Source organism: Pseudomonas sp. KBN10P06128, assembly GCF_037574945.1.
Lineage (GTDB): Bacteria > Pseudomonadota > Gammaproteobacteria > Pseudomonadales > Pseudomonadaceae > Pseudomonas > Pseudomonas aeruginosa.
Genome location: NZ_JBBELR010000001.1, coordinates 6,511,202 through 6,532,374, shown reverse-complemented (window position 1 = coordinate 6,532,374; position 21,173 = coordinate 6,511,202). Strand labels below are relative to the sequence as shown.

The following is a 21,173-nucleotide window of genomic DNA, read 5'->3' as shown; positions in this document are numbered from 1 at the left end:
GCTAGTCCGGGCGAGTCTATGTTTAAAATAATGAACGTGACAAGGGAGTTAGAGGGGTTCCTGTCAAATATATTGAAAACAGGCGCTGCTCTGGTTTAGGGTGGCGGACACCACGGGCCGCGCGCCCGCCTTGCAGAATCTGACAGCGCGCCTGTCTCCCAGGCGCCCAGAACACCAATAAGAGGACACGTTGTCATGACCACCCTGACCCGCGCCGACTGGGAAGCCCGCGCCAAAGACCTGAAGATCGAAGGCCGCGCCTTCGTCAACGGCGAATACAGCAACGCCGCCTCCGGCGAGACCTTCGATTGCCTGAGCCCGGTGGATGGCCGCTTCCTGGCCAAGGTCGCCAGTTGCGACCTGGCCGATGCCGAGCAGGCGGTCAAGGTCGCTCGCAATGCCTTCGATTCCGGCGCCTGGTCGCGCCTGTCGCCGGCCAAGCGCAAGCAGACGATGATCCGCTTCGCCGATCTGCTGCTGGAGAACGCCGAGGAGCTGGCCCTGCTGGAAACCCTGGACATGGGCAAGCCGATCAGCGACTCGCTGCACATCGATGTCGCCAGCGCCGCCAACAGCCTGCGCTGGAGCGCCGAGGCGATCGACAAGATCTATGACGAAGTCGCCGCCACTCCCCATGCCGAGCTGGGCCTGGTGACCCGCGAGCCGGTCGGCGTGGTCGCCGCCATCGTGCCGTGGAACTTCCCGCTGCTGATGTCCTGCTGGAAACTCGGTCCGGCCCTGGCCACCGGCAACTCGGTGATCCTCAAGCCCTCCGAGAAGTCGCCGCTGACCGCCATCCGCATCGCCCAGCTGGCCGTCGAGGCCGGCATTCCGAAAGGCGTGTTCAACGTGCTGCCGGGCTACGGCCATACGGTAGGCAAGGCGCTGGCACTGCACATGGATGTCGACACCCTGGTGTTCACCGGTTCGACCAAGATCGCCAAGCAACTGATGGTCTATGCCGGCGAGTCGAACATGAAACGCGTCTGGCTGGAGGCCGGCGGCAAGAGCCCGAACATCGTCTTCGCCGACGCCCCGGACCTGAAGGCCGCCGCCGAAGCCGCTGCCGGCGCCATCGCCTTCAACCAGGGCGAAGTCTGCACCGCCGGTTCGCGCCTGCTGGTGGAGCGCTCCATCAAGGACAAGTTCCTGCCCCTGGTGATCGAGGCCCTCAAGGGCTGGAAGCCGGGCAACCCGCTGGATCCGGAAACCAACGTCGGCGCGCTGGTGGACACCCAGCAGATGAACACCGTGCTGTCCTACATCGAGGCCGGTCACAACGACGGTGCCAAGCTGGTTGCCGGCGGCAAGCGGACCCTGGAAGAAACCGGCGGCACCTACGTCGAGCCGACCATCTTCGACGGCGTGACCAATGCGATGAAGATCGCCCGTGAGGAAATCTTCGGCCCGGTGCTCTCGGTGATCGAGTTCGAGGATGCCGAGGAGGCCGTGCGCATCGCCAACGACACGCCCTATGGGCTGGCGGCGGCGGTCTGGACCAGCAACCTGTCCAAGGCGCACCTGACTGCCAAGGCCCTGCGCGCCGGCAGCGTCTGGGTCAACCAGTACGACGGCGGCGACATGACCGCTCCGTTCGGCGGCTTCAAGCAGTCGGGCAACGGTCGCGACAAGTCGCTGCACGCCTTCGACAAGTACACCGAGCTGAAGGCGACCTGGATCAAGCTCTGATCGCCTAGGTCGGCCCTTCCGGGCCGGCTCTCTCGAGCCACACCCGCGGCCGGGTTTCCTTCTGGAAGCCCGGCCGCTGTGCTTCGTGCGCCGGATATATCCGCTCGCCCCGGCAAGGCTTCCGGGGTGCCAACGGGAGAATCGCAATGCGTTGGGGAAGCTATTTCGCCGTCTGTTCCGCAGTCATCAGCATCGGCCTCGCCCTTGGCCTGACCATGCCGCTGGTCTCGTTGCGCCTGGAGAGCTGGGGCTACGGCAGTTTCGCCATCGGCGTGATGGCCAGCACGCCGGCAGTGGGCGTGCTGCTCGGCGCGATGATCGCCGGGCGCCTCGCCGCGCGCGTCGGTACGCCGCGGCTGATGCAGTTGTGCCTGCTCACCGGGGCAGCCTCCATCGGCCTGCTGGCACTGCTGCAGAGCTACCCGGTATGGCTGTTGCTGCGCCTTCTGATCGGCGTGCAGCTCACCGTGGTGTTCATCCTCGGGGAAAGCTGGATCAACCAGTTGGCGGTGGAGAAGTGGCGTGGCCGGCTGGTCGCGCTGTACGGCACCGGCTACGCCCTCAGCCAACTGTCCGGGCCGGTACTGCTGACCTTCATCGGTACCGCCGACGACCGTGGCTTCTGGTTCGGCGTCTGCCTGCTGATTGCTGGCTCGTTGCTGCTGCTGGGCCGCGGCGGTGCGCCCAGGGTCGATCCGCACAGCGCCTCCGGGCGCGGTTTGTGGGCCTTCTGCCGGGGCCTGCCGGCGATCGCCTGGGCGGTGGTGTTGTTCGCTGCCTTCGAGGCGATGATCCTCACCCTGCTGCCGGTCTACGGGTTGCGCCAGGGCTTTCCGCAAGCGGTGGCGCTGGCCATGGTCAGTACCGTGGTGGTGGGCGATGCATTGTTGCAGCTGCCGATCGGCTGGCTCGCCGACCGGGTCTCGCGCAGCGGCCTGTTCGGCGGCTGCGGCCTGGTGCTGCTGCTGAGCAGCCTGGCGATTCCCCTGCTGCTGCAGACGCCGTTGATCTGGCCGCTGCTGGTGCTGTTCGGGGCCAGCGCCGGCGGGTTGTTCACCCTGGCGCTGATCCTGATCGGCGAGCGCTACCGAGACGATGCCCTGGTCCGGGCCAATGCCCATGTCGCGCAGCTATGGGGGATCGGCTGCCTGCTCGGCCCGCTGGCCACCGGCGCCGCCAGCCAGTGGATCAGCGGTCACGCCCTGCCGTTGATGATGGCGCTCGGCGCGGCGGGCTTCGTGGTGCTGGTGCGGCTGCGCGGGGCGATTCCGGCGGACGAGGAGGCGACCGGCCTGGAAGCCTCCGAGTGACCCTCAGAGCATCTTTTCCAGTCCGATCATTCCCGCGACCCAGGCGTTCAGGCGTCGCCACAGGCTACCCGGCTCGTGGCGCAGGACCTGGGCCCGGCCGTCGCGTTCGTCGATCCAGACCAGCTTCGGCCGGCTGCCGCTGCGGTCGATGCGAACCTGGTAGCTGACGCTCGGCGCCATGCCCTCCAGCGCCAGTTGGCGGACCTGCTCGGCCAGCAGCGGACTGTCGACGATGACCCCGACTTCGGTGTTCCACAGGATCGAGCGCGGATCGAAGTTGAACGAACCGATGAATACCTTGCGCCGGTCGAAGACCATCGCCTTGCTGTGCAGGCTGGCGCTGCTCGATCCGTGCAGGCGCCAGGGCGCGCCGCTCAGCGGCTGGTCGGGATTGGCGCGCAGCTCGTAGAGCTTCACGCCATGTTCCAGCAGCGCCATCCGATAGGGTGCGTAGCCGGCATGCACGGCGGGCACGTCGGTGGCTTCCAGGGAGTTGGTCAGCAGGCGCACGTGGACGCCGCTGTCGGCCTTGCCGGTGAGATAGTTGAGACCGTCCTTGGCCGGAACGAAATACGCCGAGACCAGGATCAGTTCCTTCTGCACGCCCTTGAACAGGCCCGCCAGGTGCGGACTGAGCAATAGGTGCGGGTCGGGCTCGCCGCGGCTCAATACCTTCAGCGGCGCATCCCAGATCGCCTCGGCGCGTGCCCAGGTGAGATTCTCCAGCCAGTTGCCCAGGCGTGGCTGGTCGCCGCGGTCGAACAGGTGGCGGATGTAGCCGGACTCCTTCACCGACTCCTTGCGCAGGTAGCGCTGCAACTTACGTCGGGCCGACTCCAGTTCGCCGGGATAGGGCGCGCGCCAGAGGAAATCCTCGATCGGCCGGCTGATGGCGCTGTTCCAGTACTGGTCGAAGCTGTGCGAGAGCTGGTTGGCGATGGGGCCGACGCCGAGCAGGTCGAGGTCGGTGAAGTTCATCTCCGGCTTGGCGTTGAAATACTCGTCGCCGAGGTTGCGTCCGCCGACGATGGCCGCCGTGCCGTCGGCCAGCCACAGCTTGTTGTGCATGCGCCGGTGCTGCTGGGACAGGTTGAACAGGCGGCCGACGCCTCGCGTGATGCCGGTGGCGCGGCCCAGGTGCAACGGGTTGAACAGGCGCACCTGGATGTTCGGATGGGCGGAGAGCACACCGATCTCGTAGTCCCAGCCATCGCTGGCGGTGTCGTCGATGAGGATGCGTACCCGCACGCCACGGTCGGCTGCCTTGAGCAACTCGTAGGCGAGGGCGCGCGTGGTCAGTCCGTCGTGGACGATGTAGTACTGGATGTCGAGGCTGCGCTGGGCTGCGCGAATCAGCGCCGCGCGGGCGACGAAGGCATCCTCGCTGGCGCCCAGGAGGTGGAAGCCGGACTGGCCGGGGTGGTCGCGTCCCTGGATTTCGGCCTGCCTGGCCAGCCAGGTACCCTCGGCGGGCAGTGCCGACGACGGTTGCGGCGGAGGAGTGCTGGCGCAGCCGGAGAGGGCCAGGAGGGCCAGCAGGAGGAATCGGCGAAGCAAGGACATCTCCCGTGGAAACTCGAACGACCGGCTCATCCCGGTCGTGCGAATTCTAGGAGTTTTCCTCGGAAGAGCGATGCCCCGCCTGATTTTTTCAGAATCCGCCGAGCCTCGGATGGGCTCAGCTACCGAGTTTTTCCTTCAGCCGGTACCAGGCCATGCCCAGCGCCAGCAGTGGCGAGCGCAGCAGCTTGCCGCCGGGGAAGGTGATGTGCGGCACCTTGGCGAACAGGTCGAAGCCGTCGCTCTGCTGGCCGCCGATGGCTTCGGCGAGCAACTGCCCGGCGAGGTGCGTGGCGTTCACCCCGTGTCCGGAATAGGCCTGGGCGAAGTACACGTTGGGCTGCCCCGGCAGGCGGCCGATCTGTGGCAGGCGATTGGCGCCGATGCCGATCATGCCGCCCCATTGGTAGTCGATGCGGACGTTCGCCAGTTGCGGGAATACCTCCAGCATCTTCGGCCGCATGTAGGCGGCGATGTCGCTGGGGTCGCGGCCGGAATAATGGCAGGCGCCACCGAACAGCAGGCGGTTGTCGGCGGAGAGCCGGTAGTAGTCGAGGGCCACGCGCTGGTCGCACACCGCCATGTTCTGCGGCAGCAGTTGGCGGGCCAGTTGCTCGTCCAGCGGTTCGGTGGCGATCACGTAGCTGCCGGCCGGCAGTACCTTGCCGCCGAGCAGCGGGTTGAGGTCGTTCATGTAGGCGTTGCAGCCCAGCACCAGGGTCTTCGCCCGCACCTTGCCGGTGGCGGTATGCACCTGGACTTCCGCGCCGTAGTCGATGCGCGTCACCGGCGAGCGCTCGAACAGGCGGACGCCCAGCGACTGGGCAGCGGCGGCTTCGCCGAGGACCAGGTTGAGCGGATGCAGGTGGCCGGAGCCCATGTCCACCAGGCCGCCGACGTAGCGATCGGAGCCGACCACGCTGCGCATCTCCGCGGCCGGCACCAGGCGCATCTCGTGGCGATAGCCGAGGGCCTGGAGTTCCTCCATGTCCTCGCGGAAGCCCTGGTAGTCGCCGGGCTTGTTCGCCAGGTCGCAGTAGCCCCAGCGCAGATCGCAGTCGATGGCGTACTGCTCGACCCGGCGACGGACGATCTCCACCGCCTCCAGGCCCATCAGCTTGAGTGCCTTCACGCCGTCGGCGCCGATCACCGGGAGGAACTGCTCGACGTCATGGCCGACGCCGCGGATCAACTGGCCGCCATTGCGTCCACTGGCGCCCCAGCCGATCCGGTGCGCTTCCAGCAGGACCACGGAGAAGCCGCGCTGCGCCAGTTCCAACGCCGTGTTCACTCCCGAGAAGCCGCCGCCGACGACGCACACGTCGGCCTGTTCTTCGCCGGCCAGGGGAGGGCACTCGATGCGTCGGTTGAGCGTGGCGGCGTAGTAGGAGGGGGCGTGTTGGGCGGTATGCACCGGCTGGTGAACGCGGGCGTTCATGTGTGAAATCCTGATTATTATGTGTGGAAAATTTGACGGAGCATAAACGTCAGTCGAGGCGCTCGCCAAGGGCGAAAAAGGAAAAAACTGCGAGGTGTTGCGGGGATCGTGTACAGAAAAGACGGTGTTTCCCGTCTATGCCGGGAGTCCTGGCGGACTCCCGGAGCGCGTCATGGGTCAATCCGGAACCGGTAGGTCGAGCGACTCCTTGACCTCTTCCATGACGATATAGCTCTTCGACTCGCGTACGTGCGGCAGTTTCAGCAGGATGTCGCCGAGCAGCTTGCGGTAGGACGCCATTTCCGAGATGCGAGCCTTCACCAGGTAGTCGAAGTGGCCGGACACCAGGTGGCATTCCAGCACATGGGGCAGCTTGAGCACCGCCCGGCGAAACTCTTCGAAGGTATCGCCGGACTTGTAGTCCAGGCTGATCTCGACGAACACCAGCAGGCTGGCCTTCAGATGCTGCGGATTGAGCCGGGCGTGATAGCCCATGATCAGGCCTTCGCGCTCCAGGCGGCGCACGCGTTCGGTGCAGGGTGTGGTCGAGAGGCCGACGCGTTCGCCCAGCTCGGTGAAGGAAATGCGACCTTCCTCCTGCAGGATGCGGAGGATGTTGCGGTCGATCTTGTCCAGCTCGCGCTTGCTCTGATGCTGGGTACGCATGGATGGAGGCTCCCCGTCTGGCTCGGAAAATCCGGAAATTTTCCGCCAATATAACGTCGAAAGCAGGGAAAAACACTGGCCAGGGAAAACGCCTTGATCTTGCACGAGGGCCCCGCCACCCTTGGCCGGGTCGGCAACGGACAGAGGTAGGACATGCGTTTGCGCAGAAGGACGACGTTGCTGCTGGTATTTGCAGTGCTGTTGCTGCTGGCGTTCGGCTACGGCTGGCATGCCTGGCGCAGCCTGTTGCGCGAGCAGGGTGTCGAGCGCCTGGAGTGGCAAGGCCTGGGCCTGTCCGCCGAAGGCATCGGGCTGCGACGGCTGGCGCTGGAGCGGCGCGGCGCGGATGGCGCCAGCCTGCGACTGGACGTGGAACACGCGCTGCTGCGCTGGCCCGGGCTGTCGGGCTGGCGTCCGCGTCTACCCGGCCTGCGCGTGGAGCAAGTGGCGCTCGCCTGGCAACCGGCTGCCGCGAGTTCCGACGACGACTCCGCTGCGCTGGACTGGACGTCCCTGCGCGAGACCCTCGCCTGGCTGCCGGAACAGATCCACCTCGAACGCTTCCATCTCGACCTGCCTTGTCCCGCCGGCCGCTGCGAGCAGGAAGGCGGACTGGACATCGGCCGCCCGTCGGGAGCGCTGTTTCCGCTGGCTGCGCAACTGCGCCTGCAACAGGAGGCGCAGCAGGCCCAGCTCGACGCCCAGCTCTTCGAGGAGCCTACCGGCTGGCGCCTGCGTGCGCGCGCGCAACTCGACCGGCAGGCGCTGCTGACGCTGGACAGCCAGCTCGCGCCGTCCGATGGCGACGGCCTCTGGCAGGGGCGCCTGGAGGCGCCCGGCCTGCCGGACACCCGTGGCCTGGTGGTCTGGCTCAATCGCTGGCTGCCGGAAGCGCAGCGCCTGCCCGACGCACCGCAAGCCCTGCGTCTGCAAGCGGACTGGACGATCCGCCTGGCGCCTGGCCGCGACTGGCTGGAGCCGCGCCGGGTGCTCGACGGCGGTGGCTCGGCGGCGCTGCTGGTGCAGGCTCCGCAAGCCTGGCCGCTGCCCGGTCTGGGTAATGTACAGGGCGAACTGCAAGTCCAACTGGATGGAGACGAGGGCGCCTGGTTGCCACGCCAGCTGCGCAGCGACTTGCGCCTGAGCCAGTTGCACGGCGAGTGGTTGCAGGCGCTGCCGGCCGAGTTGCGGCCGAGCGCGCTGGGCTTGCGCAGCGAGCCGCTGGAGCGCGATGCCGATAGCGTCACCGCGTTGCGCCTGGCGTTCACCAGTGAGGGCGCGAGTACGCTGAAGCTGGAGACGCGGCTCGACCTGCTGGGCATCTCGCCGTGGGCCGCGAGGCTGGTGGAGGGTCGCTTGCAGGTGGACGCGCCGCGCCTGCAATACCTGGGCTGGAAAGCCGAGCGACTGGTCGCGGAGATTCCCCTGGAGGGCCGGCTGGACGGGCAGCGCGCCAACCTCTCCTTCGGCAGGGGCGCGCGGTTGCAGGCGGCGTCCCTGGCCGAGCCGTCGACGCTGCACCTTGGCCAGCCCCGCCTCAATCTCGCCGGGACCGCTCTCGAACTGGCCTACCAGCCGCTGGCGCTGCATTTCGCCGGGCCGCTGCAGGCGCAGGTCGGACAACTCCGCCAGGCCAACCTCAAGCCGTTGGCCTGGACCTTCGAGGGGCCGCTCGACACCACCCTCGAGCGCACCAGCCTGAAGGGACGGCTGAGCAACGGTGCGGGGCTGGCGGCGGACATCCAGCTGCAGCGCGATGCGAAGACGCCCCTGGCACTCTCCGCCAAGCTGGCCGAGGTGTTCTTCCGTACCGGCAATCCGCTGGCCGCGACCCTCGCCGACTGGCCGGGGCTGCTCGAACTGGGCAATGGGCGCGCGACCGCCGCGGCCGGCTGGAAGCTCGACGCGGCGGGTGGCTCGTCCCTCGACCTGGACCTGACCCTGAAAGGCCTCGACGGTATCTACGACCGCAGCGAGCTGAAGGGGCTGGGCGGCAGCCTGGCCTTGCGCCTGCGCGGCGGTCAGTTGAGCCTGGACAGCCCCGGCCTGAGCCTGGCCGAGGCCAATCCCGGCCTGCCGCTGGGGCCGGTGAGTTTCCGCGGGCGCTACGAGGCCCCGCTTTCCGCGCCGGGCAGCGGCCGCCTGAGCTGGCAGACGTTGCAGAGCGGCCTGTTCGGCGGGCAGGCCTCGGTCCCCGCGGGGAGCATCCGCCTGGGTCAGGCCGAGCAGAAGTTCGCCTTGCGTATCCAGGGCATACAACTTGGCGAGATTTTCCGGGTCTATCCGGCGGAGGGCCTGGCCGGCGAAGGCACCCTGGACGGCGAGCTGCCGCTGATGCTGAACCGCTGGAAGCCCAGCGTCTCCGGCGGCCAGGTCAAGGCCCGCGAGCCCGGCTACCTGCGCTTCCGCTCGGCGAAAATCGAGGCGCTGGGGCGCAGTAACCCGGGGATGAAGCTGGTCGCCGATGCCCTCGACGATTTCCACTACGACGTCCTGCAAAGCAGCGTCGATTATCATGAGAACGGCAAGCTGTTGCTCGGCCTGCGCTTGCAGGGCAGCAACCCGGACCTGGAGAAGGGGCGCCCGGTCAACCTCAACGTCAACCTGGAGGAGGATATCCCGGCACTGCTGACCAGCCTGCAACTGAGCGACCGGGTCAGCGAAACCATTCGCCAACGTGTGCAGGAGCGCATGCAGAAACGCAAGGCTTCGGCGCCATGAGCCATACAGGAGAACCCCCGATGCGCCTCTGCGCTCTATTCGCTGTCCTGCTGCTGGGCAGCCTGACGATGGCCTGCACGCCCACCGTGCAACTGGCGGCTCCCAGCGAGCCGATCAACATCAATCTCAACGTGAAAATCGAGCACGAGATCTACATCAAGGTCGACAAGGCTCTGGACGGCATCATCAACGAGAACAGCGGCCTGTTCTAAAGGAGCGGATCCATGACAACCCGTAGCAAACTCGGTATCGCCCTGCTGGCCCTCGGCATCAGCCTTTCCGCCATGGCGATGGACCTCGGCCAGGCCATGTCGGCCCTTGGCGGCGCCAAGGCCCAGGGCCTGGTCGGCGAGCAGGCGGACGGTTACCTTGGCGTGGTCAGCAACAGCGGCCAGGCGGCGGACATCGCCGCGCAGATCAATGCCGCGCGGCGCGCCGAATACCAGAAGGTGGCCAACAGCAGCGGCGCTTCGCTGGCCGACGTGGAGGCCATGGCCGGCAAGAAGGCGATGGAGAAAACCCCTGCCGGGCAGTACGTCCAGGTCGGCGGCAAGTGGGTGAAGAAATAGCGCGAAGGCTCCGCGAGCGCTCTGGGACGCTGCTCCGGTCGCAAGGGCCGGGCAGTGTCCGCGGAATTTTTCCTGTCGTGAGCGGTTCCTTCAGGGACTCCTGCCGTTTTCCATGGGTTCTGCGACAGGCTTTCCCGAAAAAGCGGCTCCCGGCCTGAGTTCGATCATTTAAATATGCGGTATTTTTCCAGTTTTATGGTGGATGCGCCTCGGTAAAACCCCTACTTGTCCGGTTTTTTACCTGAGTAACCGCCTAAAATTGGTGATTATTTCTGCCTGCCTCTTCCTATACTGCGCGCATCTACACGCTCAAAATAACAAACGTCCGCGGTTCCTCCGCGACGTGGGAGGCGACAATGCGAGTTCTGGTCCTTGGCAGCGGTGTCATCGGTACCGCCAGTGCGTATTACCTGGCCCGTGCCGGGTTCGAGGTGGTGGTGGTCGACCGTCAGGACGGTCCCGCGCTGGAAACCAGCTTCGCCAACGCCGGCCAGGTGTCTCCCGGCTACGCTTCGCCCTGGGCAGCCCCGGGCATTCCTCTGAAGGCCATGAAGTGGCTGCTGGAAAAGCACGCGCCGCTGGCCATCAAGCTCACCTCCGATCCCAGCCAGTACGCCTGGATGCTGCAGATGCTGCGCAACTGCACCGCCGAGCGCTACGCGGTGAACAAGGAGCGCATGGTCCGCCTGTCCGAGTACAGCCGCGATTGCCTCGACGAACTGCGCGCCGAGACCGGCATCGCCTACGAGGGCCGCACCCTCGGCACCACCCAACTGTTCCGCACCCAGGCGCAGCTGGACGCCGCCGGCAAGGACATCGCCGTGCTCGAGCGCTCCGGCGTGCCCTACGAGGTTCTCGACCGCGACGGCATCGCCCGCGTCGAGCCGGCCCTGGCCAAGGTCGCCGACAAGCTGGTCGGTGCCCTGCGCCTGCCCAACGACCAGACTGGCGACTGCCAGCTGTTCACCACCCGCCTGGCGGAAATGGCCAAGGGCCTGGGCGTGGAGTTCCGCTTCGGCCAGAACATCGAACGCCTGGACTTCGCCGGCGACCGCATCAACGGCGTGCTGATCAACGGCGAATTGCTCACCGCCGACCACTACGTGCTGGCCCTGGGCAGCTACTCGCCGCAACTGCTCAAGCCGCTGGGTATCAAGGCTCCGGTCTATCCGCTGAAGGGCTACTCGCTGACCGTGCCGATCACCAACCCGGAGATGGCGCCGACCTCGACCATCCTCGACGAGACCTACAAGGTGGCGATCACCCGCTTCGACCAGCGCATCCGCGTCGGCGGCATGGCGGAAATCGCCGGCTTCGACCTGTCGCTGAACCCGCGTCGCCGCGAAACCCTGGAAATGATCACCACCGACCTCTATCCCGAGGGCGGCGACATCAGCCAGGCGACCTTCTGGACCGGCCTGCGCCCGGCGACCCCGGATGGCACCCCGATCGTCGGCGCCACCCGCTACCGCAACCTGTTCCTCAATACCGGCCACGGCACCCTGGGTTGGACCATGGCCTGCGGGTCGGGTCGCTACCTGGCCGACCTGATGGCGAAGAAGCGCCCGCAGATCAGCACCGAAGGCCTGGATATTTCCCGCTACAGCAATTCCCCGGAGAACGCCAAGAATGCCCATCCAGCGCCAGCACACTAACGAGCGTATGAGCCAGATCGTCGTCCACAACGGCACCGTCTACCTGGCGGGCCAGGTGGGCGAGGACATGTCCGCGGGCGTCGAGCAGCAGACCCGCGAGACCCTGGCGGCCATCGAGCATCTGCTGGAAGAGGCCGGCACCGACAAGACCCGGATCCTCTCGGTGACCATCTACCTGAAGGACATCGACGCCGACTTCGAAGGCATGAACCGCGTCTGGGACCAGTGGCTGCCGCGCGGCGTCGCGCCGGCGCGCGCCACCGTCGAAGCCAAGCTCTGCGAGCCGGAGATCCTGGTAGAGATGTCGGTGGTCGCTGCGCTGCCCTGAGTTTTGTCTGGCCCGGCCGGAGAGCCGGGCTTTTTTTCGCCTGATGAAAGGTGCGCGATGCCGCACCTCGCTGAAGAGAGACCCGTCGCCATGCGCCCCGCCCGTGCCCTGATCGACCTGCAAGCCCTTCGTCACAACTATCGGCTGGCCCGCGAGGCCACCGGCGCCCGTGCGCTCGCGGTGATCAAGGCGGACGCATACGGCCACGGCGCGGTGCGCTGTGCCGAAGCGCTGGCGGCCGAGGCCGATGGCTTCGCCGTGGCCTGCATCGAGGAGGGCCTGGAGCTGCGCGAGGCCGGTATCCGCCAGCCGATCCTGCTGCTGGAGGGCTTCTTCGAGGCGTCCGAGCTGGAGCTGATCGTTGCCCACGACTTCTGGTGCGTGGTGCATTGCGCCTGGCAATTGGAGGCGATCGAACGCGCCAGCCTGGCCCGCCCGCTGAACGTCTGGCTGAAGATGGATTCGGGCATGCACCGCGTCGGCTTCTTCCCCGAGGACTTCCGCGCCGCCCACGAGCGCCTGCGGGCCAGCGGCAAGGTGGCGAAGATCGTGATGATGAGTCACTTCTCCCGCGCCGACGAACTGGATTGCCCGCGCACCGAGGAACAGCTCGCCGCCTTCGCGGCCGCGAGCCAGGGCCTGGAAGGCGAGATCAGCCTGCGCAATTCGCCAGCCGTGCTCGGCTGGCCGAAGGTGCCCAGCGATTGGGTACGTCCGGGCATCCTGCTCTACGGAGCCACGCCGTTCGAGCGCGCACATCCGCTGGCCGACCGCTTGCGCCCGGTGATGACCCTGGAATCGAAGGTGATCAGCGTCCGCGACCTGCCGGCCGGCGAACCGGTCGGCTACGGCGCGCGCTACAGCACCGAGCGTAGCCAGCGCATCGGCGTGGTCGCCATGGGCTACGCCGATGGCTATCCGCGGCACGCCGCCGACGGCACCCTGGTGTTCATCGACGGCAAGCCGGGGCGCCTGGTTGGCCGGGTATCGATGGACATGCTCACCGTCGACCTTACCGACCATCCCCAGGCCGGGCTGGGCAGCCGGGTCGAACTATGGGGCCCGAACGTGCCGGTCGGCGCCCTGGCGGCGCAGTTCGGCAGCATTCCCTACCAACTGCTGTGCAACCTGAAAAGGGTGCCGCGCGTCTATTCCGGGGCTTGAGAAAAACTTTCCGAATTCTTTGCGCAGGCATGTCGACCGATCTGTTGTAAATACTGAACAGTGTTGCCATGATACGGCCGACTTGAGGTCGCCAGCCGTGTGCGGCCTCGTTTTGCCTTGCCTGCCAGAAGAATAAGGAGGACTCCACCCTTGGACGTCGGTGCTCGTCTGCAAACCATCCGAAAGCTCAAAGGTCTTTCCCAGCGCGAACTCGCCAAACGGGCGGGTGTCACCAACAGCACTATCTCGATGATCGAGAAAAACAGCGTGAGCCCTTCCATCAGTTCGCTGAAGAAGGTGCTGGGCGGTATCCCCATGTCCCTGGTGGAGTTCTTCTCCCTGGACCTGGAGCAGGACAGCCATACCCAGGTTGTCTACAAGGCAGACGAACTGATCGACATTTCCAGCGGCGCGGTGTCCATGCGCCTGGTGGGCAAGGCGCACCCGAGCCGGGCGATCGCCTTCCTCGACGAAACCTACCCGCCGGGCTCCGACACCGGCGAGGAAATGCTCAACCACGAAGGCGAGGAGGCCGGCGTGCTGGTCGACGGGCGCCTGGAACTGACCGTCGGCAGCGAGACCTATGTGCTCGAGCGCGGCGACAGCTACTATTTCGAGAGCAACAAGCCGCACCGTTTTCGCAATCCCTACGATGTGCCGGCACGCTTGATCAGCGCCACCACGCCCGCAAATTTCTGACCTGAAGCACAAGACCCCGCCGGGCCCGAAGGGCGCCGGCCGACAAGGGGCATGCGGGGCTGCGACCTAATGCCGCAAGGCTTTGCGAGGGTGTGCAATTGTTTCTGCCGGGCTTTCTTTGCCGTTATACTTGCGCCCGCCCGCGCGGCCCGCAGTGATCGGTATCGTGCCCGGGTGTGATAAGCCACGATGAGGGTGTAAGGGTGAACCTGATTAAAAAAATGCTGGCGGCCCAAGCTGCCGTGTTGGCCCTGTGGGCTGTAAGCGCTCAGGCTACGACCACTGACGATGCGATCGCCAAGCGCCTCGAGCCGGTAGGCAAGGTCTGCGTACAAGGCAAGGAATGCGAAGGCGTCGGCGCCGTCGCGGCAGCCGCCGGTGGCGGCGGTGCGCGTTCCGGCGAAGACATCGTCGGCAAGACCTGCAACACCTGCCACGGCACTGGCCTGCTGGGCGCGCCGAAGGTTGGCGACAAGGCCGAGTGGGGCAAGCGCGCCAAGGAGCAGGGCGGCCTCGATGGCCTGCTGGCCAAGGCGATTTCCGGTATCAACGCCATGCCGCCGAAAGGCACCTGCGCCGATTGCTCGGACGACGAGCTGAAAGCCGCGATCAAGCATATGTCCGGTCTGTAACAACGCCGGGACAGTGTCGCGAAAAGCCGCCTCCTGGCGGCTTTTTCGTATCCGCGGTGCGGGTTTTTCCCGCTGGCGGATCGTCCCGCCGGCAAACAGGGTCCAAACTTCCGGCTACCCATTCGCCGGAGGGCATCGTCTTGAGCCGAACCTGTTCCATCGACGCCGCAGTCGATCACTTGCTGCAGACCATTGAGGGCCCGATCCGCATGGGCCTGCCCCTCGGGCTGGGTAAGCCCAACCGACTGGTCAATGCGTTGTACCAGCGCCTGCGGACCCTGCCGGAGCGCCAGCTGACGCTGTATACCGCGCTTTCCCTGGGGCGTCCCGCCGCTGGCGGCGACCTGCAACGGCGTTTCCTCGAGCCTTTCGCCGAACGGGTCTTCGCCGACTACCCGGAGCTGGATTACCTGCACGCCCTGCGCCGCGACGAACTGCCGGCGAACATCCGCGTCGAGGAGTTCTACCTGCAGCCCGGCAGCCTGCTGGACAGTGCGCCGGCGCAGCAGCACTACATCAGTTGCAACTACAGCCACGTCGCCCGCGACATCAACGCCAAGGGCGTCAACGCGGTGGCCCAACTGGTGGCGCGGCATCCCGAGCGGCCGGGCAAGCTGAGCCTGGCCTGCAACCCGGATATCACCCTGGACCTCCTGCCGATGCTGGAGAAGCGTCGCGCCGCCGGCGAGACCATCGTCGCCATCGGCATGGTCCACGATGACCTGCCCTACCTGCCGGGCGACGCCGAGGTCGAGGAGTCGGTATTTGACCTGCTGATCGACGCGCCGGCGGAAAGCAGCCGGCTGTTCTCCACGCCGAACATGCCGGTCAACCTGCAGGATCACTGCATCGGTCTCCACGCCAGCGCGCTGGTGCGCGACGGCGGCACCCTGCAGATCGGCATCGGCTCGATGGGCGACGCGCTGACCGCCGCCCTGCTGCTGCGCCAGCGCGACAACGCCACCTACCGGGCGTTGATCGACGAGCTGGGGGTGCGTGCGCGCTGGGCCGAGACGGTCGAGCGCGACGGCGGCCTGGAGCCGTTCCGCCGGGGGCTCTACGGTTGCAGCGAGATGTTCGTGCCGGGTCTGCTGGCGCTGGCCGAGGCCGGCGTGCTGAGCCGCCGGGTCTACCCCGACGAAGCGCGACAGCGTGCCGCCGAGCGCGGTGAGGCGCCGGTGGAGGGCGGGGTGTGGTTGCACGGCGGCTTCTTCCTCGGTCCGTTGGCGTTCTACCGGCGCCTGCGCGAGATGTCGCTGGAAGAGCGCGCCGGGATCGGCATGACCGGCATCGGCTTCGTCAACAACCTGTACCGCCAGGAAGAGCTGAAGCGCCTGCAGCGGCGCGACGCGCGCTTCATCAACAGCGCCTTCACCGTGACCTTGCTCGGCGCCGGGGTCGCCGACCAGCTGGAGGACGGCCGGGTGCTCAGTGGCGTCGGCGGGCAGTACAACTTCGTCGCCCAGGCCCACGAGCTGGAGGGCGCACGTTCGATCCTGATGCTGCGTAGCTGGCGCGAATCCGGCGGGGAAGTCAGTTCGAACATCGTCTGGCAGTACGCCCACACCACCATTCCCCGGCACTTGCGTGACATGGTGGTGACCGAGTATGGGATCGCCGACCTGCGCGGCAAGAACGACGCGGAAGTGATCGCCGCGCTGCTGGCCATCGCCGACTCGCGTTTCCAGCAGGCGCTGGCCGAGCAGGCCCGGGCGGCCGGCAAGCTGCCGAAGGATTTCGTCCTGCCCGAACGCTATCGCAACAATACCCCGGAGCGCCTGCAGGCCTTGCACCAGGCCCACGCAGCGGCGCTGCCGGAGTTTCCCCTGGGCAGCGATTTCGACGAGGTCGAGCAGGACCTGCTGCGGGCGTTGGGTTGGCTCAAGCGCAAGCTGAAGCTGAGCGAGATCCTCGAACTGGGCAAGGCGACCCTGGACGCGCCGGAGCCAGAAGCCTACCCGGCGCATCTGCGGCGCATGGACCTGGACGATCCGCAGGGGCTTCGCGAGGAACTCTACCAGCGCTTGTTGCTGGCCGGCCTGCGGGCCAGCCAGGAAGAGCGGGGCTGAGTGGCGCTCAGTCGAGGAACTCGACCTGGCCGCCGGCCAGCGATTTCACCCGGGCCAGGGACTCGACCCGGTAGCCTTCGCTTTCCAGCAGGGCGCGGCCATCCTGGAAGGATTTCTCGATGACGATGCCGAGCCCGGCGATGCTCGCGCCGGCCTGGCCGATCAGGTCGATCAGCGCCTTGGCGGCATGGCCGTTGGCGAGGAAGTCGTCGATCACCAGCACGTGGTCGTGGGCGTTCAGGTGCTTGGCCGAGATGGCGATGGTGCTCTCGGTCTGCTTGGTGAAGGAGAACACCTTGGAGATGTACAGGTTGTCCTTCAGGGTCAGCGACTGGTACTTGCGGGCGAAGATCACCGGGACGCCCAGCTCCAGGCCGGCCATGACCGCCGGGGCGATGCCGGAAGCCTCGATGGTGACGATCTTGGTGATGCCCTGGTCGCGGAAGCGCATGGCGAACGCGTGACCGACCTGCTGCATCAGCTGCGGGTCGATCTGGTGGTTGAGAAAGGCGTCGACCTTGAGTACATGCTCGGAAAGGACGATGCCTTCCGAGCGGATTTTGTCTTTGAGAATGTCCACGGGTGGCTTCCTGCGAAGCGGCTGTCGCTGATGAAGCGCGGCATTGTACCGCCAGCCGGCACCGCGCGCGACGTTCTCTCGGACGAGCGAACATGATCGAGCGGTCAGGAATCCGCGCCTGCCCGGCGCGGCCCCGTGGCAGGCGGGCCGCGCCGCTGCCGGCTCATTTCAGCAGGTTGTTCACCAGTAGCGTCTCGACGTCCTTGAAGCGCCCGCTGAGCACGGCCTTGGCGGCGTAGAGCGCGGTGTCGGCGACCTGGCCGAACTCGATCTTCGGCGGCATCACCAGCTCCGCAGGGTTGGTATGCACGTCCAGCAGCGCCGGACCGGGCTGGGCGAGGAACTCCTGCACCGCCGCCTCGAGATCCTCGGAGCGCGTCACCTTGCGTCCGTGGAAGCCGATCACCTCGGCGAGCCGGGCGAAGTCCGGGTTGAGCAGGTCGGTGTAGTTGTCCAGCAGGCCCTCGACCTTCTGTTCCAGCTCGACGAAGTTCAGCGAGGCATTGTTCAGCACCACTACCTTGATCGGCAGTTTTTCCTGGATGGCCGTCAGCAGGTCGCCGAGCAGCATGGCCAGACCGCCGTCGCCGGAGATCGAGATCACCTGGCGCTCGGGGTAGGCCTTCTTCAGTCCCAGCGCCTGGGGCATGGCGTTGGCCATGGTGCCGTGGACCAGGCTGGTGAGGGTGCGGCGCTTGCCGTTGCTGTGGATGTGACGCAACAGCCAGACCATCGCCGAGCCGCCGTCGGCGGTGAACAGGGCGTCCTCGCTGGCGTGCTGGTCGAGCAGGCTGACCAGGTGCTGGGGGTGGATCAGCTCGCCCTTGCCGGCTTGCTCCTCTTTTTCCAGCGTCCGCAGCGAGCGCTCGCGGTGCTCCAGGCATTCGTCGAGGAAGCTGCGTTCCTCGCGGACTTCGAGCAGCGGCAGGAGCGCCTCGAGGGTGGGGATCACGTCGCCGACCACGCCGAGATCGACGGGGTGGCGGCGACCCAGGTGGCTGCCGTCGCGGTCGACCTGGATCAGGGTGGCCTTCTGCGGATAGAACTGCGCCCAGGCGAAGTCGGCGCCGAGCAGCAGGAGGGTGTCGCACTCGGTCATCATGTGGAAGCCGGACTCGATCCCGAGCATACCGGTCATGCCCATGTTGAAGGGGTTGTCGTACTCGACGAAGTCCTTGGCCCGCGACGTGTGCGCGATGGGCGCCTTGAGGCGGTCGGCGAGGGCCACCAGCAGGTCGTGGGCGCCCTGGCAGCCGGAGCCGGCGTAGATGCCGATCTTCTTGCCGTGGGCCAGCAGGCGGGCGATGTCCTGCAGTTCGGCGTCGCTGGGGCGCAGCACCGGTTGCGGGAAATGCACCGAGAACGGCAGGTCGTCCTTCACCGTGGCCTGGCTGATGTCGGCCGGCAGGATCACCACCGCCACGCCGCGCCGGTTGAGCGCCGCCTGGCAGGCCAGGGCCACCACCCGGCGCGCCTGTTCCGGGCTGTGCACCTGCTCGCAGAACACCGAGCAACTGGCGTAGACCGCCTTGAAGTCGACCTCTTGGGGAAACTCCATGCCCAGTTGCGGGGTGACGATCTGGCTGGCGATCAGCACCATCGGCGCGCGGTTGCGCTGGGCCTCGTAGACGCCGTTGATGAAGTGCAGGCTGCCCGGTCCGCAGGAGCCGGCGCAGGCGGTCAGGCGTCCGCTGATGTAGGACTCGGCGCCCGCGGCGAAGGCCGCCGCCTCTTCGTGGCGCACGTGGACCCACTGGATCTGGCTGCGATGGATGGCGTCGGTGACATGGTTGAGGGTGTCGCCGACGATGCCATAGCAATGGCGGACGCCGGCGGCTTCCAGGGTTTCCACGACGATCTCGGCGACTTTCTTGCTCGACATGAAGCTGTCCTCGAATGGAATTCGTTAGCTAGCTAATTTTGGTCGCGCGTGGAGCGGCAAAAGTTCCTCGCCCGAGGCTAGGCATCGGGCAAGACACTTTTGTGAAAATCGAGACAGTCGAGGCGCGGCGGGCTCAGCGCTTGAGCATGGCGCGGATGTCGGCGAGGGCGGCGTTGCCCTTGGCCGCCTTGACCTCTTGCGGGGCGTCTTCCATGCCTTCCCATTCGAGGTCTTCGGGGGGCAGTTCGTCGAGGAAGCGGCTCGGCGAGCAGTCGATGATCTCGCCGTATTGCTTACGCTTGGCGGCGAAGGTCATCGCCAGGTTCTGCCGCGCGCGGGTGATGCCGACGTAGGCCAGGCGGCGCTCCTCTTCCACCGTGTCGGCCTCGATGCTGGAACGGTGGGGCAGGATCTCTTCCTCCATGCCCATGATGAACACGTAGGGGAACTCCAGCCCCTTCGACGCGTGCAGGGTCATCATCTGCACGCCTTCGGCGCCTTCCTCTTCTTCCTGCTGGCGCTCCAGCATGTCGCGCAGGACCAGCTTGGCGATGGCCTGCTCGATGGTCATGTCGCCTTCCTCGTCGCGCTCGAGGGTGTTCTTCAGTGCCTCGATGAGGAACCAGACGTTGCTCATGCGGAATTCGGCGACCTTGTCGCTGGAGGCGTTCTGCCGCAGCCAGTTCTCGTAGTCGATGTCCATCACCATGCTGCGCAGCACGGCGATCGGCTCGTTCTCCGCGCACTGTCGGCGGATACCGTCCATCCAGCGCTTGAAGCGTTGCAGGCGTTCGTGGAAACGGCTGTCGAGGTGCTCGGCCAGGCCCATCTCGTCGCAGGCGGCGTACATCGAGATCTTGCGCTGGGTGGCGTAGTTGCCGAGCTTCTCCAGGGTCGCCGAACCGATTTCCCGGCGCGGCACGTTGATCACCCTGAGGAAGGCGTTGTCGTCGTCGGGGTTCACCAGCAGGCGGAAGTAGGACATCAGGTCCTTCACTTCCTGGCGCCCGAAGAAGCTGGTGCCGCCAGAGAGCCGATAGGGAATCTGGTGGTGCTGGAGCTTCAGCTCCATCAGCTTGGCCTGGTGGTTGCCACGGTAGAGGATGGCGAACTCGCTGTACGGCCGCTCGGTGCGCAGGTGCAGGGTGAGGATCTCCATGGCGATGCGCTCGGCTTCGGCGTCCTCGTTGCGGCAGCGGATCACCCGGATCGGATCGCCGTGGCCCATCTCGCTCCACAACTGCTTCTCGAATACGTGCGGGTTGTTGGCGATGAGGACGTTCGCGCACTTGAGGATGCGGCTGGTGGAGCGGTAGTTCTGCTCCAGCATCACCACCTTCAGCGAAGGGAAGTCTTCCTTCAGCTGCATCAGGTTTTCCGGGCGCGCGCCGCGCCAGGCGTAGATCGACTGGTCGTCGTCGCCGACCACGGTGAACTGGGCGCGGTCCTTCACCAGCAGCTTGACCAGCAGGTACTGGCTGGCGTTGGTGTCCTGGTACTCGTCCACCAGCATGTAGCGCACCTTGTTCTGCCACTTCTGGAGGACGTCCGGATGTTCCTGGAACAGCTTCACCGGTTGCAGGATCAGGTCGTCGAAGTCCACCGCGTTGTAGGCACGCAGGGTGCGCTGGTAATGCAGGTAGACGATCGCGGCGGTCTGCTCCTTGGGGTTGCGGGCCTTTTCCAGCGCCTCCTCCGGAAGGATCAGGTCGTTCTTCCAGGCGCCGATGTAGTTCTTGATCTCGTCGACGCCGTCGTCCCCGGAATACTCCTTCTGCATGATGTCGGTCAGCAGCGCCTTGATGTCCGACTCGTCGAAGATCGAGAAACCGGGCTTGTAGCCGAGCCGCTCGTGTTCCTTGCGGATGATGTTCAGGCCGAGGTTGTGGAAGGTCGAGACGGTCAGGCCCTTGCCCTCGCCGCCGCGCAGCAGGGTGCCGACGCGCTCCTTCATCTCCCGCGCGGCCTTGTTGGTGAAGGTCACGGCGACGATGTACTGGGCGCGGATACCGCACTGCTGGACGAGATAGGCGATCTTGCGGGTGATCACGCTGGTCTTGCCGGAGCCGGCGCCAGCCAGGACCAGCAGGGGACCGCCGACGTAGTTCACGGCTTCTTGCTGCCGGGGATTGAGTCGGGACATAGGAACAGGCCGGAAGAGAGGGTTGAAGCGGGGGCGTATTCTAACAGGCTGGCTGGCATCCGCGAGAA

The 21,173-nt window shown here is 66.3% G+C and carries 17 protein-coding genes; 11 read left to right on the top strand and 6 right to left on the bottom strand.

Translation table 11 applies throughout. The features are described 5' to 3' along the window. Positions 1-195: 195 nt before the first annotated feature. Positions 196-1,689, top strand: a complete 1,494-nt coding sequence (locus VQ065_RS30445) for an aldehyde dehydrogenase (protein ID WP_003096543.1) — start codon at positions 196-198, stop codon at positions 1,687-1,689. Between the two features lie 146 nt (positions 1,690-1,835). Beyond that, a complete protein-coding gene (locus VQ065_RS30440) occupies positions 1,836-2,999 on the top strand; it encodes an MFS transporter (RefSeq protein WP_003096541.1) in 1,164 nt (387 codons plus the stop codon). 3 nt (positions 3,000-3,002) lie between these two features. Here the strand turns inward: VQ065_RS30440 and VQ065_RS30435 are convergent, their stop codons facing one another. The 3 genes from VQ065_RS30435 to dadR all read right to left on the bottom strand — a co-directional run bounded on the left by VQ065_RS30435 (position 3,003) and on the right by dadR (position 6,663). Continuing rightward, positions 3,003-4,592 carry a phospholipase D family protein gene (locus tag VQ065_RS30435; protein WP_023098909.1) on the bottom strand — a complete coding sequence of 530 codons (1,590 nt, stop codon included), beginning with the start codon at positions 4,590-4,592 and terminating at the stop codon, positions 3,003-3,005. A gap of 85 nt (positions 4,593-4,677) precedes the next feature. Beyond that, positions 4,678-5,997 (bottom strand): NAD(P)/FAD-dependent oxidoreductase, encoded by a 1,320-nt coding sequence (locus VQ065_RS30430; protein WP_003096537.1) that lies wholly within the window; start codon positions 5,995-5,997, stop codon positions 4,678-4,680. A 177-nt stretch (positions 5,998-6,174) separates the two neighbouring features. Then, complete coding sequence (dadR, locus tag VQ065_RS30425; protein WP_003096535.1) at positions 6,175-6,663, bottom strand: transcriptional regulator DadR; 489 nt, start codon at positions 6,661-6,663, stop codon at positions 6,175-6,177. Between the two features lie 153 nt (positions 6,664-6,816). On the opposite strand from dadR, the gene VQ065_RS30420 reads away from it, so the two are divergent. The 9 genes from VQ065_RS30420 to VQ065_RS30380 all read left to right on the top strand — a co-directional run bounded on the left by VQ065_RS30420 (position 6,817) and on the right by VQ065_RS30380 (position 16,500). Beyond that, positions 6,817-9,384, top strand: a complete 2,568-nt coding sequence (locus VQ065_RS30420) for a YdbH domain-containing protein (protein WP_023098908.1) — start codon at positions 6,817-6,819, stop codon at positions 9,382-9,384. A gap of 20 nt (positions 9,385-9,404) precedes the next feature. After that, positions 9,405-9,596 (top strand): YnbE family lipoprotein, encoded by a 192-nt coding sequence (locus VQ065_RS30415; RefSeq protein WP_003096523.1) that lies wholly within the window; start codon positions 9,405-9,407, stop codon positions 9,594-9,596. A gap of 12 nt (positions 9,597-9,608) precedes the next feature. Next, positions 9,609-9,953: a YdbL family protein gene (locus tag VQ065_RS30410; protein ID WP_003096521.1), complete on the top strand. Its 345-nt coding sequence runs from the start codon at positions 9,609-9,611 to the stop codon at positions 9,951-9,953. 356 nt (positions 9,954-10,309) lie between these two features. Further along, positions 10,310-11,608 (top strand): D-amino acid dehydrogenase, encoded by a 1,299-nt coding sequence (gene dadA, locus VQ065_RS30405; protein ID WP_003096519.1) that lies wholly within the window; start codon positions 10,310-10,312, stop codon positions 11,606-11,608. Then, positions 11,583-11,936: a RidA family protein gene (locus tag VQ065_RS30400; RefSeq protein ID WP_023098907.1), complete on the top strand. Its 354-nt coding sequence runs from the start codon at positions 11,583-11,585 to the stop codon at positions 11,934-11,936. The genes dadA and VQ065_RS30400 overlap by 26 nt, the downstream gene beginning before the upstream one ends. Before the next feature lie 90 nt (positions 11,937-12,026). Then, positions 12,027-13,100 (top strand): alanine racemase, encoded by a 1,074-nt coding sequence (gene alr / locus VQ065_RS30395; protein WP_003096515.1) that lies wholly within the window; start codon positions 12,027-12,029, stop codon positions 13,098-13,100. 150 nt (positions 13,101-13,250) lie between these two features. Continuing rightward, positions 13,251-13,799 (top strand): cupin domain-containing protein, encoded by a 549-nt coding sequence (locus tag VQ065_RS30390; RefSeq protein ID WP_003096513.1) that lies wholly within the window; start codon positions 13,251-13,253, stop codon positions 13,797-13,799. A gap of 203 nt (positions 13,800-14,002) precedes the next feature. Continuing rightward, positions 14,003-14,431, top strand: coding sequence for a c-type cytochrome (locus VQ065_RS30385; RefSeq protein WP_003096511.1), 429 nt, complete (start codon positions 14,003-14,005; stop codon positions 14,429-14,431). Positions 14,432-14,640: 209 nt separating this feature from the next. Then, positions 14,641-16,500: an acetyl-CoA hydrolase/transferase C-terminal domain-containing protein gene (locus VQ065_RS30380; RefSeq protein WP_073660206.1), complete on the top strand. Its 1,860-nt coding sequence runs from the start codon at positions 14,641-14,643 to the stop codon at positions 16,498-16,500. A 7-nt stretch (positions 16,501-16,507) separates the two neighbouring features. Here VQ065_RS30380 and VQ065_RS30375 read toward each other — a convergent pair whose 3' ends face one another. The 3 genes from VQ065_RS30375 to rep all read right to left on the bottom strand — a co-directional run bounded on the left by VQ065_RS30375 (position 16,508) and on the right by rep (position 21,105). Next, on the bottom strand, positions 16,508-17,080 hold the full coding sequence (locus VQ065_RS30375) for a xanthine phosphoribosyltransferase (RefSeq protein ID WP_003096508.1): 573 nt from the start codon (positions 17,078-17,080) through the stop codon (positions 16,508-16,510). Positions 17,081-17,243: 163 nt separating this feature from the next. Next, a complete protein-coding gene (locus VQ065_RS30370) occupies positions 17,244-18,962 on the bottom strand; it encodes a ubiquinone-dependent pyruvate dehydrogenase (RefSeq protein ID WP_003096506.1) in 1,719 nt (572 codons plus the stop codon). A gap of 133 nt (positions 18,963-19,095) precedes the next feature. After that, on the bottom strand, positions 19,096-21,105 hold the full coding sequence (rep, locus tag VQ065_RS30365) for a DNA helicase Rep (RefSeq protein ID WP_003110454.1): 2,010 nt from the start codon (positions 21,103-21,105) through the stop codon (positions 19,096-19,098). Positions 21,106-21,173 lie beyond the last annotated feature (68 nt).